A 15,705-nucleotide genomic window follows, 5' to 3' on the forward strand; every position below is an offset into this window, starting at 1 on the left:
AACTCCTGTCGTCACTTATTATTACGATTAAATTTTAACTATGTTTTGATAGTGTGAAAACATTTTCTAGGATAGATCATTACTAGATTCGCCTCGAGCAAACCACCACAGAAGAAAATTTTCACCAATATAGATTTTGAAAGTTTGAAGACCATAAACATTTCTTCTTTTTTGACGCCTAATTGTTAATGTTATATCAATATCAATTAGAAAACTAATAATAACAGAAGAAAATAAGTACTTAACATGTCAATCTCAGGTTATATGTTAATGATAAATAAAGCGAAAACTATTAATTTTTTTGATGTTACTAATAAGAAACTATCAATTGTATGGAATTTTTGTTAGTCCCTAATCACGATTATAGTACTGTTAGAGTGGTTTTTGATATTTCAATAGTAATCTATTGTGGTAGATAAATTTTTAACTAATGCAGATCTTGGGTCTTTGAGATCTGTATTTATGCGTATTTCAACTACTTAATTGTTAATGTTAAATACGAATTATTGATATAACATTAACAATACAGATAGTAATCCTTTCTATGTATTGTTTTTTAACCATATATAAATGATAAATAAAGGGTAAAAATCATTGAATTGCTGTCATTATTTATTACTCGATTGGATTTTTAACTATGCTTTGATAGTGTCGAAATATTTCCTGGGATAAATCGTCACTAGATCCACTTCGAGAAAACTACCACAGAAGAAAAAAATCAGCCGATATAGACTTTGAAATCTTGAAAGTTATAAACATTTCTTCTTTTTAACACCAGATTGTTAATGTTATGTCAATCTTAATCGGAGTGATATTGACAGCAAAAGAAAACAATCACTTAACATGTCGATCTTAGTTAACATGTTAATAACAAATGAGAGGTTAAAAATCGGTTATCTTTTCATGGTATCAACATGCGATTGATAGTTTCATGATGTTTCCTTTTATGTCTTACTAGCATTGAAACTTTTTTAAAGGTAGTTTATTAATTAACTCACTTCCGTACAATCTGTTGCAATGGACTATTGTTCAACTAGTATAGATCTTGAAATTTAGATAGGTGCAAACATTTTTGAAAAGTGTCCGCTTGTTAATGTTATGTTAATGTTAACCTATGGATACTAGTAATAAAGTCGGTGTGCTTCGGTTGACATGTTAATCTCATTTGATATGTCAATGTCAAATGAGGATAAGATGTATTGATTTTCTGTTGATATTAACATGCGATTGATAATTATATGATTGTTTTATAGTCCTTGGTCTAAATTTTTATAAAGTAGGACTAATTAATTTTGGACAAAATATAAAGTTACGATACTTGTTTACAAGGAATTAATTATGGTTAACAAGAATTCGCTTAATAGTGCAATTAATTGGTTAGTAGGTTATATATACTGTATCAAAAAAATTCAGCAGAGAAACATTAGTGAACCGTTAATAACGGGGACCCTTATAGCTTGATAAATATAGATTGCTAAAATAGTATCTGATTCTGAAGAAGTTCTCGCTTCAAAAGGTCCAAAAGGAGTTAAGTAGTGAGATGCCCATGTATAATTATAGAGTGGGGTTTAATAATATTTAGAAGATTATTTGATTAAATAAAGAATATTATGATTAACCTCTAGATTAAACTGAGAATTTTTAGTATATTCTTATTATAAATTGTTAATTTTTTATTTTCTAGTGATTACATAAAGCCCTTCGGGTTACGGATTAAATTACACGTTTGTGTGGTATTTAACCTCCGTATTCCAAAGGGCTTTTTTATTTGATCAAGGGAAAAGGAGATATGTGATGTCAATTGAAAAGTTAGCAGCAAGTAGAATATTAAGGCCAGTGAGAAGCATGAATAAGGGGAGTAATGAGAGATGGTTTGAATATTATAGAACAACGTGCCCTATATGTGGTAAGCAAGGATGGTGCATGGTTAATAATTCTGAAACCAAAATAATATGTGGACGAATTCCATCAGAAACAGTATTCGGGGAAGCAGGCTATTTACATATAGTAGCTGAAGATCAAAAAAGGGGATATGACTTTTCTCAAGAACAGATGATTAAGGAACATAAGAGGAAAAATGATTACACCCTTGATATTATTTACAATTTATTCCTAGAATCTTTAGACGTGCGAGATGAACATATTAAAATGTTAATGGGATCAAAACGTAGGATTACAAGAGAAGTAATAAGTGTTAGAAATTACAAAAGTTTTCCTATTAAACCTTGGGATACTACGAAAGAGCTAATAAAAAAAGTAGGGGGGAAAACAAGCTATGTGGTTGGAATTCCAGGATTTTATGCAAAAGAAACAAAGGATGGAAGATATTTCACGTTTGCAGGAAGGAGAGATTCTTTATTAATACCTCAGAGAAATATATATAATCAGATATGCGGTTTTCAATGTAGAATTGATAATCCTGAATATATGACAGTTGTAAAAAATTATAAACCAAGCTTTAAGGCAGAAGTTATTGAGCAACCCAATACTATAGAGGTGACCTATGAAATTAATGGGAAGATAGAGTCTATATTTAAAGGTGAAATCGATGTTAAAGAATGGTATGAAATTAATTATGAAGGTGAAAAATTAGGTGAAGTACAATTAAAGTTAGAAAGTAAATATATTTGGATCAGCTCAGGTGGGAAATTCCATGGAACAGGAGCTGGGAACCCATTGCCAATACATGTAGCAGTACCTAGTCGAGAGTTGAAAGGTTTGGAACGTGGAGAACTAATAAAAAAGGATAATGTATGGATTTCAGAAGGGAGTCTAAAGTCTGATATTTCTGCTGAAAACTTAGAGGAGCTTCTAACAAATGAGGAAAAAGTAATGTATGGTACTACAGTTGTATCAATACCTGGGGTTAAAGTATGGAGAATATTAATTGAACCATTAAAAAAAATGGGAGTTAAACAGGCGACGTTCGCTTTAGATATGGATATGATTACAAATTCAGATGTTCAGCGGTCGTTATTAGAATGTGCGCAAGCGCTTTATCAAGAAGGGATAAGTATTAATTATGCAAGTTGGGATATTAATCTTGGAAAGGGGCTAGATGATTTACTGTTAAACGATTATATTCCAGCAATAGAGAAAGTGAGATAAACGCTATTTTAACGTATTATCCGAAAGAAGTCTCCTTCCTGGGGCGTGTGAAAGACGCTAGTCTAGCGGTAGGTGGGAGATGAATTTCGGTTTGGCGTAGCCAAACATTTGGTTTTCCTATTTTTTTGCCTCTGATATAATCATTCTTATAAGAGGTAAATTTTGGTATAACAATGAAAGTAGATAATAATCATGTAATGTTCAGGGTGTGATCACCGTCATAGCTTATGGGAAATGAAGCGAAAACTGAGGTGAATGGATATGGCAAAGCAGAATAAGGCGTACAAATTTCGTCTGTATCCAACAGAAGAACAAGCACATCTCATACGTAAAACATTTGGGTGTGTACGCTTTGTGTATAATAAAATGCTGGCTGAACGAAAAGAAGTATATGAAAAATATAAAGAGAACAAAAAAGAACTAAAGAAACAAAAATTCCCTACTCCTGCGAAATACAAAGTGGAGTATGAATGGTTGAAAGAAGTTGATTCATTGGCATTGGCCAACGCTCAATTAAACTTGCAAACTGCGTATAAGAATTTTTTTAGTGGTCAAAGTGATTTTCCTACATTCAAAAATAAAAAGAGTAGAAAATCCTATACAACGAATCGAGTAAACGGAAATATTATGTTATTTCATGGTTATATCAAATTACCAAAATTGAAAATGGTGAAACTGAAGAAACATAGAGAAATCCCGCTAAAACATAGCATCAAATCGTGTACGATTTCGATGACACCTACTGGTAAATACTATGTGTCCATCTTGACTGAATATGAAAAAGAGATTGTACAAAAAGAAGTACAAAGTGTAGTTGGATTAGACTTCGCAATGGCTGAATTGTATGTGAGTAGCGAAGATGAGAAAGCCAATTATCCTCGCTTTTATCTTCAGATGTTAGACAGATTAGCAAAAGCACAACGTGTATTAGCAAGACGTGTGAAAGGTTCAGAGCGCTGGAATAAACAACGTATTCGTGTAGCGAAATTATATGAAAAGGTCGCCAATCAACGTAAAAATTTTCTTCATCACAAGTCTAAAGAATTAGCTACGAGTTTTGACGTTGTAGCAATCGAAGACTTACATATGAAAGGGATGTCACGAGCACTACGCTTTGGTAAAAGTGTAGCGGACAACGGTTGGAGGATGTTCACGACATTTTTAGCATATAAGTTACAAGAACAAGGAAAACAGCTTGTGAAAATAGATAAATGGTTTCCTTCTACAAAGATGTGTAGTCGTTGTGGATATAAAAAAGAAATGCCATTATGTGAACGCATGTATGCGTGTTCGTGTGGACTCACAATCGACCGTGATTATAACGCAGCTATCAATATCAAAAAAGAAGCCATACGCTTATTAGTGTTGGCATAAATGGTAACAAAATAACCTTTGGAACAAGGGAGTTAGCTCGGCTGTCCTAGGACAAATTCATTAGCTATCAAAAGTAACGATGAACCGAGAAGCCCCCACTTCGGGGTAAGCTCGTAAGAGATACTAAGTGGTGGGTAGTTCACTTACTAAATAATACTATTCATGTATACGAGGTGAAACAAATGGGGAGACGAGTAAGCGAGAAGAAAACGAAAGAGCAGTTTTTATATGAAAGAAGAAGACAATTAGAAATAATGGAAGGTATTAGTAGCATCTGCAAAGGATGCGATATTTATATAGAATTGAGAAAAACGAAAGCACATAAAGAAGTGGCCAATACATGCGCAAGGAATTGTAAGCTGATTAGTAACGTACAAAAGGAGACAAAGGTGTTTTTAGAAACAATTCGTTAAAAATGAGAAGGGAGGAATAGGTGTGAATCAATCATATAGCAGCTTGAATCGCGATGAGTCATTAAATAAAACTGTAACACAAGGTTCTACTGCAAGAAGTATTAAGCCAATGGCTAATCTAAAAGGAAACACTTTTGAAATTAAGGGAATTGGGAATTATAAGGTACTATCAAAACAAGAAAGTTTAAAATTATTTCAGCGGTACAAACATGGTGAAAAGGATCTACGTGATTATTTGTTTCATGTGAATGTAGGACTAGTATTATCTATTGCAAGAAAGTACAAAAACAAGCACCCTGATATAGAGTTTGATGATCTGGTTCAAGAAGGTAATGAGGGAATGTTACGGGCAATGGAAGATTTTAATCCGGCTTTAGGTTATTGCTTTTCCACGTACGCTTTTTGGTGGATACAAACAAGCATGTTAGGAATTATATGTAAAAAAAAGTCTGGGCCTTTTAAAATCCCTAATTCTGTGAATCAATTTAATTTAAGATATGTCGAGTTAGAAGATAAATATCTACAAATGTACAACAGAACCCCTTCACTGGAAGAAGTAGTAAAAGAGTTAAATGTAACTAGCGAAACAGTCATTAGGCACAACATATATTATAAGCGAGCTACTACTATGACTTTGGATATAGATACAATAAATGAAGATATAGGTATATCAAATCCATTCTATGATGATAGTTCAGCAATTCCGTCAACAAATGAGATGGTAATTGAGGACTTAAATTACGAGATATGGTTAATATTTGATGAAATATTAAACCCAAAGCAAAAGATGGTACTAAATCTATGTTTTGGTCTTCTAGATGGTAAAGTGTATTTGCATAAAGAAATTGCAAAAGTACTTATGATAACAACGGAAAGAGTGTCACAAATAAAGGATGAAGCAATTAAAAAATTGAAGAAATGTGACTATAAAGATGAAATTTTTAATCTACTACATGAAAAGTTGAAAGTAATGGATGAACTAAATATGGAGTAAAAATATATATTCATATTTATCGGAATATACAGTATAAAGAGCGTATTGTATCTTTTTCTATCTAAAAGTTGGAAACAAATTGATGTATTAAGGGTATAACATGTACTTCGAACTACTCACCACTTAACGTCCTTACGGACTGTTTGAGGTGGGAGATTCCTGCGAACCCCGATGTATCCACCGGTGATCTTAGCATGCTCTGCCCGTAGTCCCTACGGTGAAAACATAAGTATCTTGTACGTTGACTCACCACGCTTCCTACTTTAGCTTGGTTTTCGCAACTTCGGCAAACGTGGGGCGCAAGAACGTTGAAGATTTTACGGTTGCAACATTTTTCTGCAACCAACCTCATATCTTCAGTTTTCAAAGAGCAATCTGTACAAGTATATGGTAATAAACATGTTGGCTTATGCCAAGCGACATTCATCTCCCGCCTTAAATTGGTGTTTCATACTTTCACATTTTAAGGAAGGAGTTTTCTATCGGAAAACGATAAACTCAATAGATGATAAATAAAAAGAAGGATAAATGGGTGCTACCTATTTATCTTTTTTTTATTTATCATGCTTAAAAAAATAATATTATCTCTAATTTTCCTTAGTTTTTCTTTAGAAATATCTCATGATTAATTATGAAGGATGAATAATTTAATTACTCTCATTAATGAGGTACCGATAGAAAGGAGGCCATTGTTGTTATATGCAAAATAATAGAAAAAGAAACGTAATTAAGGAAAGGATTAGACAAGAAAAAGAACGACGAGAACGATTACTAGCTGAGGAAGAAGAACAATATGGGGATACCCATGAGAATCAAGTAAGTGAGAAATTCCAACAAGAGCATTCAGATCAACCGTTGAAACAAAGTGAAAATAGAGAAGAAAGTGTAGTTTTAAATACACCTAAAAATGAAGCTTCAAATAGTAATCCGGCCCTTGATTGGATTACAACAATTCAAAAACAGTCAAGCACTTCTGAAAGCGATTTTAATATAGATCAACCAGAGGCGGAAGAAGAAGCAAGAGAACGTGAAGAAGCGGAAGCACGTAGAAAAGCAGAAGAAGAAGCGAGGAAACGTAAAGAAGCGGAAGCGCGTAGAAAAGCAGAAGAAGCAAGGGAACGTAAAGAAACGGAAGCACGTAGAAAGGCCGAGGAAGAAACAAGGAAACGTGAAGAGGCAGAAGCACGTAGAAAAGCAGAGGAAGAAGCAAGGAAACGTGAAGAGGCAGAAGCACGTAGAAAAGCAGAGGAAGAAGCAAGAGAACGTAAAGAAGAAGCACGTAGAAGGGCCGAGGAAGAAACAAGGAAACGTGAAGAAGCAGAAGCATGTAGGAAAGCAGAGGAAGAAGCAAGGGAACGTAAAGAAGCGGCAGCACGTAGAAAGGCCGAGGAAGAAGCAAGGGAACAGGCAAAAGCACGACGGACAGAAGAAGAGAAAAAGCTTGAAGAAGTAAGAAAAAGAAGATTAGAGGAAGAAAAGAAAATAGAAGAAGCTCAAAAGAGACAAAAAATAGTTGTGGCTAAAAGGGAACCAGAAAGTGATGAAATTAATTTAAATAAGGAAAGAAATCTAGCAAATGTAACTAAATTTGAACAGGATGAGAAAGTAGTAATCGATAAAAAAGGAATCTTAAATAATATGAAAAAATATAAGTACGCTATTATAGGAGTCGCATCAATTGTTTTATTAGTAGTAGCAGGTTTTGCCTTTAGCAATATGAAAAATTCACAGGCTGCATCTGCAAATAATGTAAATAGTTTAGAAGTTAATGCAAATTTAATAAATGGATTAAGGTTATCTGCAGTTCAAAAATATCAAGATGCTGCCTTGGAATTTGATAAAGTCGATTATAAAAAGTTAGGAAAAGAAGATAAAAAGGCAGTTTTATTTACGTATCTATTAAGTGGTAAAGCACAAAAGGCAATTGACTTAGAACAAGATTTTGCAGAATCAGTAGTTTCATATTATATAGCTGTAGATAATTTGAAAAAAGTAAAAGAATTAAAAACAAAAAATCCACTAATTAATTTTGAAATTTCTGCATTAGATAACAAACATGAAGAAGTTATCAAATTAAGAGATCAAGTGCCACTAGATGGCAGAAGAGAAGGAATCATTGTTAATAGTTATTTGAAATTAAATAAATCTGAGGAAGCTAAAAAGTTTGCTCAAAAGGTTGGAAATAAAGATTTACTTGAAAAAATCAACAATTCTGCACCTAATAGCTCTGCTACATCTGTAGCAATTATAATTGCAGGCTAAGTAATAGGGAGGAATTGATTGTGCCTTTAGATTATTCAAAAATTTTAAAGAAAGTGTTACTGACGACTACTGTAACTACCTTAAGTGTTGGGGTAGTTACAGGCTGCTCGCTGTTCTCTTCAGAAAAAAAGAGCACTAAAACAGCATCAGTATCTAAAAAGAAAAAGGATAGTGAAAAAGAAAAGAAGAAAGATGAGAAAAAAGATGAAAGTAAGAATGAAACAACTGAAAATTTAAATGCTAATGATTTTGATGAAATCATTGATAATGCAAAACGTAGCTCTGATCAAAATTTAGCCGGTATTATTGAAAATAACAAAACTAAAAAGAAATTTGATGATTTAACGGATTCAATTGCAACCGCAGCTATAAATTCAGACCGAAACCTAGCATCAGTTATTGACGGTGATAAATCAAGTAATCGTTTTTCGGATTTAAATTCTTCTATAGCATCAGCAACAAATAATCCTTCTGTCTCGGATAATAAGGATAGTAAGAACTTTGTATTTGGTGGCGATATAAATATCAATGATGGAGTGGCTATTGCAGATAACTCAATACCTCCAATTAATAATGATAAAAAACCACCAACTTCTGGTGACACAGGTGTCGGGGAAGTGAAACCGCCAACAGGTGGTGAAGGTAATAATGGTGGAGGAAATACAAAACCACCAACAGGCGGAGATGGTAACGATGGTGGAGGAGGTACAAAACCACCAACAGGCGGAGATGGTAACGATGGTGGAGGAGGTACAGAACCACCAACAGGTGGGGATGGTAACGATGGTGGTACAACAAAACCAGAGAAACCTGAAAAAGATACAGTGGCACCAGTAATTACAGCAAAACAAGGTGTAACTGTTTATGTAGGAGATAGCTTAAATGCAGGAGATTTGGTAGAAGTTAAAGATAATAAAGATCCAAACCCAGTAGTAACAGTAGGAGCGTACGATACAAGTAAGGCAGGGGAAATTCAAGTAACAGTAACGGCAACAGATGCATCAGGAAATAGCTCAAGTACAACAGTAACCGTTAAAGTAGTAGAAAAGGAAGAGGAAAAAGATATAGAAGCACCAGTAATTACAGCAAAACAAGATGTAACTGTACATGTAGGAGATAGCTTAAATGCAGGAGATTTAGTAGAAGTAAAAGATAATAAAGATCCAAACCCAGTAGTAACAGTCGGAGCATATGATACAAGTAAGCCAGGTACAATATCAGTTCAAGTAACGGCAACAGATAATGCTGGTAACAGCTCAACTGCAACGGTAACTGTTAAAGTAGTGGAAAAAGATACAGAGGCACCAGTAATTACAGTAAAACAAGATGTAACCGTACATGTAGGAGATAAATTAAGTCCAGAAAGTTTAGTAATTGTAAGAGATAATAAAGATCCAAATCCAATAGTAACAGTGGGAGCGTATGATACAAGTAAGCCAGGTACAATATCAGTTCAAGTAACGGCAACAGATAATGTGGGTAACAGCTCAACTGCAACAGTAACAGTAAAAGTAGTAGAAAAAGAAGAGGAAAAAGATACAGAAGCACCAGTAATTACAGCAAAACAAGGTGTAACCGTAAATGTGGGAGATAAATTAAGTCCAGAAAGTTTAGTAAGTGTAAAAGATAATAAAGATCCAAACCCAGTAGTAACAGTGGGAGCGTATGATACAAGTAAACCAGGCACAATATCAGTTCAAGTAACGGCAAACGATAAGGCAGGAAACAGCTCAACTGAAACAGTAAATGTGGTAGTTCTTGAGAAAGAAAAACCAGAACAGAAACCAGAGCAAAAGCCAGAACAGAAAACTGCAGGAACAACTTCTAAAGAGCAGGGTAATGGATTACTTGCATCAAATTCTAATGATGTAGCTAAATAAGATTTTAGCGGAAAATTATAATAGCGAAGATTTTAGAAGGTTCATCTATAAGTTTTTGTATCAGTAAAACTTAACTAATCAAAATTATATTGTAAAAAGCTCCGACTGTCCTACAGTTGGAGCTTTTTTTATATGTTTAATTAATTATATTAAAATTTCATGATTTTATTGAACGGTTTATAACGTAAAACTACCTTACCTTCAATATTATTCAAAGATATAAATCCTATTTCTTTAAATCTGCTGTCTAAGCTTTCTTCACGATTATCTCCTAATACAAAAATTGTGTCATTCGGAACCCTATCGAGACCATAAATACTTTTTAATGAAAAATCAGCTGTTTCACCTTTTGAGTATAGATCTTTTTCTACAAGTCCATTTATATAAAGCTGCTGTGATTTAAATTCTATTGTATCTCCAGGTAAACCAACTACTCTTTTTATAATTGTTTTATTATTAGAAGCGTTTTCTAGGGGGGAATTAACAACAACTATATCAAATCTTTGCAGATCTTCTATTGAATGGATAAGGTGATTAATTAATACCTTGTCATTATTAAATAAGGAGTTTTCCATAGAAACTCCAGAAATCTTATATGGAAAAAAAACGAACTGTCTTAGTGAAAATAAGGTAACACCAATTATAAATATTAATATTGGAAAAACAGAAATTAGACGTTTTTTCAATTGTAGATCAAACTCCATTCTGAGGGTTTATAATATTCATCATAGCATAAATTTAATAGGTTAAATATTCTGAATATCGTTGTTTTTACAGGTGTAATTTGTTAAAATTAAGTATACCTTTTTTAAATTTCAATTTTTTATAACTATAACTACTATAGCCCTTTCGGGGTTTCGATTTTCAAAGATAGTTTAAGTTTTTTACTTTTACTTTCTTTTTAAATATAACTCCGAAAAGGGCTTTTTTACGTTTTTTGGAGAATATCACATTGTGAAAGGATGAAGATTAAGAGATTGTTTTTAGTGTTAGGCGTTTTAGCTATGATGTTTGTTTTTTATAACACCTTTATAAAGGATGAACCTCAAACAGATGCTTTAACTCCAATCAAAGTAGAAGATTTGAAACAAAAAGTTTAATACAATTATTTGTTTGAAGATGAATTATCACAAAATGTGATTAATGACTTAGGAGGGTAATTCAAATTAATATTTGATGATATTGATAAGAACGGCCACTTAACCATTTATCAAAATAAAAAAGAACTAGAAATGTTTTTAGGAAATCATGTAACTACTGCAGAATTAGCTGATGAATTTACATCGTACTATTTTAGTATAAATAAGAATTACAAAGTTACTTATAAAAGTAAACCAAGTCTATTTAATTATGAAAAACCAAGAACTGTTACAAAAGTAAAAAAAGGATTGTTTTTGGTAAAACAAAACAACTTAATTCTGGAATTTAAATATGTAACAGAAATAGATGGATTTCGAATTTCTGAGATTACATATTTAAAATAAATAATTATTAGGAGGAAGTTATTATGGTGCAAATTAGAACGGTGATTGCTGATGCATTAAGAATTGATGAAGAAGTGAATGGTTTTTTGAAGTATTGTGCAAATCATGGGAAAATAGTTGAAAAAATAACACCAAGCGGGTTCATGGAACGTGAACAAGGCCAACCGCTTTTGGTTATGGTAATCGAATATGAAGAGAAAAATTAACTGTAGTTATGAAAAAGATGAGGATTAATTCCTTGTCTTTTTTATTTTCTAAGAAAGGTGGATATATCGACTATGAAAATAATAAAAAAAGTGGCCGTCATTTCTAACAAAGAATTCTTTGTTAGAAATGAATAATCGAGAATCAGATGTGGCGGATTTAATGGTCCCATATTATTATTTCTTATTTAAGCGTAAGATATTGTGGTTAGTACGTGAGACAGGAACTAGAATAATAAACTTATACAACTATGAAAATGAAGAGGATAAAAAAGTAGCATTTGAGATATTGGAATTCTATATTCATCAAAATTGTAGTGTAATCTACAGCATAATCGATGAGAGATTGAAAAAATTAAATAACAATCAGGCTTTAGAATTATTAGAAAGTGTAAAGATATCAAGGAATTTGATTTGTTAACTTGAGAAAGTTAAATAACAGAGTGAATTTTTTGAATTTAAAGATAAAACGAACTTCATTGTGATATAATTTAGTTGCATTTTTTTCTTTTTCTTTTTTATATCACTAATTACTTATAACCTTTCGGGTTAATGAAACTACACAAAAAGGAACTTTATGTTACTTTATTTCATTGTGTAAGCAATTCATTTTCCTGGAAGGTTATTTGTTTTTGCCTGAAAGGGGTGATGCTATGTCATAGCAACTAATTATTAAATAGAAACTGCTGCTGCAATGTCAAAAGTTTTTCGAAAAGGGGTGCATATTATGTTGGTTACAGTAATTGTTTCAGTTGTGGCTGGTATGGTCTCAGGATTGGCTAGTCATTACATTACAAACAAAAAGTTTTTGTTGCCTCGTAAGAGCAAGCTTGCATTTCACCCGGGTTTTTTGGGAGAGATGTTTGTAGGAAGTATTGCCTCACTCGTTGGTGTTGCAATGTTTAACCCTGAAACAACGATGGATATTCTTAAGGTGAGTATTCTTGCTGGGATTTCAGGGCAAGCCTTCCTGCTGCACAATCGCTTGGCAACGGAACAAGTAAAAACCGATGAGATTCAGTCAATTTCAAAGAAATTGAACGAACTCGAAAAAAAGAATAAGGAATAAAAGAGGAGTAATCTGGTATAAATAGAAATAGAGAGATGAGGAGATTTGGTTATGTAACGGCCAAATAAAGAGAGTTGAGTAGAGGTGAGCCGGATGTCTCGAAAGAAAGTTTTTGATTATTTAGATGATCAAGAAAAAGAAGATTTAGCAGAATGGACAGAAGAGCTTAAGAATGCTCAATCTACGAAAGCAGTTAAACTTTATTCAGATAAGATAAAGGAACTGCTAGGAAAGATTGAACAACGAATGATTAATTCAGGAGAGGAAGCAGCGACGGTTAGCTTCTAATTGAATAGCAAGGAAAAGGAAAGCTGATGGAGATTTTATTATCCATCAGCTTTTCTTTATTATTTGAAATTCTCTAAGTATAAGAGAACATGGTTGATTAGTTTAAAAAAATTAAGAGGAGTGTTTATAATGAGTACAGGTTTATTACAACAATTATTCGAGGTTGATCAAAAAGCAAGAGAACAAGAAAGAGTTCATTTGATGCAAAATTTTTTCAATTTAGGCGTTTCAGTTGAAATCATAGCGGAAGCAACTTTAGTAAGTGTAGAGGATGTAAAAAGAATAATAAAATAATAAATGTATAAGGTTAAAAAATTGTTTAATGCCCTATTTAAAAATATAATACCCATCTATCGTATAACAGATAGATAGGTATTAAAATTGTTTTAAAAACTAGTTAAATATAAGTATTGAGTCAATGTATTCATCTCAAAGCGTAAAAAAAGACACAATGGAAAGTGTCTTTTTTACGTTGACATGCTATGAAAGAAAATGTAGTGATTAATCATAATTTGTTGGATTCTTCTTGGTTGATATTAGTATAACATTATAATCGGCGATTTTAAATGTAATTATGCATATATATGATTTTTATTATGTTATGGTTTGAGTCATATTTTTTCTTCTTATATATAGTGCATAATTTGAGATTGTATAATGTCTTTCCATAAATCCTCCCTCATTGAAGTAGAAGGAACATCTATACTAGGAAACAAAAAACAAAAAAGGGACATTTTAATAATAGAACCAGATTTTATAGTAAAATAGATATTATGGTAAGAATGCACGTTTTAGATATGAGCCCAATGAACCATATGCATATAGAATTGAGAAAGACCTTAAAACAAATAAGTTAAATATTTTAAGACAGTAATGCTTCAAGCGATATAGTTGGAAACGTCAGGAACTTAAATGATTTAAGAATCAAACTATATAAAAGTTAAAGTATACGACTAAGGAAAAGAAGGTTTTGCAGTGTGCTGCACATTCAAGAATAAATCTTACGTAGGGAGTGCTTATATGAAAAGTTTGAAACATGTAATATTGCTAGTATTATGTTTCTTATGTCTAAGTGGTTGTAATCAAGAAAATGGAGCTGAGATACAAGAATATATAAAAGAAAAACACGGTATTGATGTTGTTGTAACAGATTGGAGCTCGATAAATGAAAATAATGGTGGTAATACCTACCATACTGTGCAAGAAAAAAATAACAAATATCTAAAATTCCGAGTAAAGGTACAAGGTCTCCTCTATTCAAATCCAGTAGGTGATGAATACCAATATGGAAAAAAAACATATGAGGAATATAAGAAGTTTAAACCAACTCTAGAAGAAATGAAAAAATTAGGCTACGTGGAATCTGAAACGGAAAATGCTCTTCAATATATTTTAGATAATAAAGATCCAGATGAAGGAAAACCAACTAATGAATTATTATTAACTTTGCAAATGAGTAACGAGATTGACTTTAGCCAATTGGATTCAGTAGAATTAAATCGTTTATATGCTCTATTTCAACTCATTCAGGAGAATAATAAAAAGATAGCAGAGATTGAAATTAAGGATCATACTGGTGAATCTTTAGGTGGACCTTTTAAAGATGTGCAAAAGAAGATAACAAAAGAAGAACTGTTACTAGCAATGAAAAAAACAATGAACAATGCTATTGATATTTATTTGGAAAATTGGATTAAAACTCAAACAAAAGTAGAAGAAAGATTACATGAAATTCAAAACGATCGTTTTGCAATTGAAGGTATTACTTATTCAAATATGCCTGATGGCGATGGGCCGACATATAAGGTGAATCTAGTTATTAATACCATTAGTAATGAATTAGAATACAATCCACCTTTAGTTAAGGATTTGATCAAGGTAACCACAATCCTTAAGGAAGAACTATATAATAAAAAATATAACATCTATTTAACCAATAAGAATGGAACAAATTATATTTCCTGGTTATCATCAGAAGAAATCAAAAAAGCAATTAACATCGAAGATCTTGTAAAAAAGAGATATCCTGCGAATTAAATTTAAAGTCCATTTAATGTTTCTTATTTGATACGAAAGCATGATATTTCGAAGTCTTAATCCATTCCCATCAACTTAAGAATTTTATAATAAACCAGGATGAAGATTCCATGTATTTTTGAAAAACACGGCTTATATTTTCGTTTTGGACTATTTGTTTTTCATTGCTCGGTGGTGATGTGGTGCTTTTTTTATATGTTATTAATAATTGCACTAGGAGTATAGGAACGTTATAATAATCCCTAATTATATATAAAGAGGTGCAGAAAATGAATAAAACAGAATTAACAAAAGCAGTTGCCGATAAAGCAGAACTTACGCAAAAAGATGCTGCGACAGCGATACAAGCTGTATTAGACGCTATAACCACAGCTCTTGCAAATGAAGAGAAAGTACAGATTCTTGGATTCGGTACATTTGAAGTACGTGAAAGATCTGCACGAACAGGTCGTAACCCGCAGACAGGTGAAGAAATGCAAATTGCTGCCTCAAAGGCACCTGCATTTAAAGCTGGAAAAGAATTGAAAGAGGCAGTGAAATAAGTATACTAAGGGGTAGCACCACATCGCTATCAAGTCAAGAAATTGGTTGCT

The 15,705-nt window shown here is 32.5% G+C and carries 13 protein-coding genes and 1 pseudogene; 13 read left to right on the plus strand and 1 reads right to left on the minus strand.

Going from position 1 to position 15,705, the window contains the following annotated elements:
• Window positions 1–1,794: 1,794 nt before the first annotated feature.
• From ABH955_RS19395 to ABH955_RS19420, 6 genes are all read left to right on the plus strand, one after another.
• Window positions 1,795–3,108 (plus strand): DNA primase, encoded by a 1,314-nt coding sequence (locus ABH955_RS19395; protein WP_404491516.1) that lies wholly within the window; start codon window positions 1,795–1,797, stop codon window positions 3,106–3,108.
• A 261-nt stretch (window positions 3,109–3,369) separates the two neighbouring features.
• Complete coding sequence (locus tag ABH955_RS19400; protein ID WP_404458150.1) at window positions 3,370–4,482, plus strand: RNA-guided endonuclease TnpB family protein; 1,113 nt, start codon at window positions 3,370–3,372, stop codon at window positions 4,480–4,482.
• Between the two features lie 182 nt (window positions 4,483–4,664).
• A complete protein-coding gene (locus ABH955_RS19405) occupies window positions 4,665–4,895 on the plus strand; it encodes a hypothetical protein (protein WP_046960417.1) in 231 nt (76 codons plus the stop codon).
• Window positions 4,896–4,917: 22 nt separating this feature from the next.
• Window positions 4,918–5,889, plus strand: coding sequence for a sigma-70 family RNA polymerase sigma factor (locus ABH955_RS19410; RefSeq protein WP_404458147.1), 972 nt, complete (start codon window positions 4,918–4,920; stop codon window positions 5,887–5,889).
• Window positions 5,890–6,588: 699 nt separating this feature from the next.
• The gene (locus tag ABH955_RS19415; RefSeq protein WP_404491517.1) at window positions 6,589–8,151 is read left to right on the plus strand and encodes a hypothetical protein; all 1,563 of its coding nucleotides are present in this window, start codon (window positions 6,589–6,591) and stop codon (window positions 8,149–8,151) included.
• A gap of 20 nt (window positions 8,152–8,171) precedes the next feature.
• Window positions 8,172–10,031, plus strand: a complete 1,860-nt coding sequence (locus tag ABH955_RS19420) for an adhesin (protein WP_404491518.1) — start codon at window positions 8,172–8,174, stop codon at window positions 10,029–10,031.
• 149 nt (window positions 10,032–10,180) lie between these two features.
• Here ABH955_RS19420 and lepB read toward each other — a convergent pair whose 3' ends face one another.
• Window positions 10,181–10,717: a signal peptidase I gene (gene lepB / locus ABH955_RS19425; protein ID WP_404458138.1), complete on the minus strand. Its 537-nt coding sequence runs from the start codon at window positions 10,715–10,717 to the stop codon at window positions 10,181–10,183.
• Between the two features lie 276 nt (window positions 10,718–10,993).
• On the opposite strand from lepB, the pseudogene ABH955_RS19430 reads away from it, so the two are divergent.
• From ABH955_RS19430 to ABH955_RS19460, 7 genes and pseudogenes are all read left to right on the plus strand, one after another.
• Window positions 10,994–11,515: pseudogene (locus tag ABH955_RS19430) on the plus strand (peptide ABC transporter ATP-binding protein).
• 23 nt (window positions 11,516–11,538) lie between these two features.
• Window positions 11,539–11,721 carry a hypothetical protein gene (locus ABH955_RS19435; protein WP_404458135.1) on the plus strand — a complete coding sequence of 61 codons (183 nt, stop codon included), beginning with the start codon at window positions 11,539–11,541 and terminating at the stop codon, window positions 11,719–11,721.
• 724 nt (window positions 11,722–12,445) lie between these two features.
• Window positions 12,446–12,787: a DUF4257 domain-containing protein gene (locus ABH955_RS19440; protein WP_404458132.1), complete on the plus strand. Its 342-nt coding sequence runs from the start codon at window positions 12,446–12,448 to the stop codon at window positions 12,785–12,787.
• Between the two features lie 93 nt (window positions 12,788–12,880).
• The gene (locus ABH955_RS19445; RefSeq protein ID WP_404458129.1) at window positions 12,881–13,075 is read left to right on the plus strand and encodes a hypothetical protein; all 195 of its coding nucleotides are present in this window, start codon (window positions 12,881–12,883) and stop codon (window positions 13,073–13,075) included.
• A 129-nt stretch (window positions 13,076–13,204) separates the two neighbouring features.
• Entirely contained in the window at window positions 13,205–13,369 is a 165-nt protein-coding gene (locus ABH955_RS19450; protein ID WP_404491519.1) for a hypothetical protein, read from the plus strand.
• Window positions 13,370–14,095: 726 nt separating this feature from the next.
• Window positions 14,096–15,112 (plus strand): hypothetical protein, encoded by a 1,017-nt coding sequence (locus ABH955_RS19455; RefSeq protein WP_404491520.1) that lies wholly within the window; start codon window positions 14,096–14,098, stop codon window positions 15,110–15,112.
• A gap of 269 nt (window positions 15,113–15,381) precedes the next feature.
• Window positions 15,382–15,654 (plus strand): HU family DNA-binding protein, encoded by a 273-nt coding sequence (locus tag ABH955_RS19460; protein ID WP_404491522.1) that lies wholly within the window; start codon window positions 15,382–15,384, stop codon window positions 15,652–15,654.
• Window positions 15,655–15,705 lie beyond the last annotated feature (51 nt).

The sequence above is a fragment of the Bacillus sp. RC240 genome, from assembly GCF_044907945.1.
Lineage (GTDB): Bacteria > Bacillota > Bacilli > Bacillales > Bacillaceae_G > Bacillus_A > Bacillus_A mycoides.